Annotated in this window: 1 protein-coding gene; it reads left to right on the top strand. The window is 60.7% G+C overall.

What is annotated here, in order from left to right:
- Window positions 1-354 (top strand): CocE/NonD family hydrolase (locus DC347_RS21225; RefSeq protein WP_123059243.1); only part of this gene is annotated, 354 nt, incomplete at both ends.

The raw sequence follows: 354 nt of genomic DNA, 5'->3' as shown, positions 1-354 counted from the left end.
CATCAGGACGTCCGTGGGACGTTTAAGTCCGACGGTTCGTTCACTCCAAAAGTCAACGAAGTCACCGACGGACAGGACACCATCGCGTGGATCATTGAGCAGCCCTGGTCAGACGGAGACATCGGAACTTACGGCCCCTCCTACCTGGGAATGACCCAGTGGGCTGTCGCCACGGCCGACACTCCGGGGCTGAAGGCGATCGCGCCAACGGCAGCCGCGGCGAACTGGTACTCAGGTCTTTGGTACTCACAGGGCGGCGCCCTCAGCCTAAGCCTGGTGACGCAATGGAATGCCATGATGTACGCCGCTGATGAGCAGCGGTCCATCCAGCGCGGTGAAAAATCTGATGCCACG

Origin of the sequence: Pseudarthrobacter sp. AG30 (assembly GCF_003116525.1) — a bacterium.
Taxonomy (GTDB): Bacteria; Actinomycetota; Actinomycetes; order Actinomycetales; family Micrococcaceae; genus Arthrobacter.
Note: the sequence above shows the minus strand (reverse complement) of the source record. Positions and strands in the feature narration are given on the sequence as shown.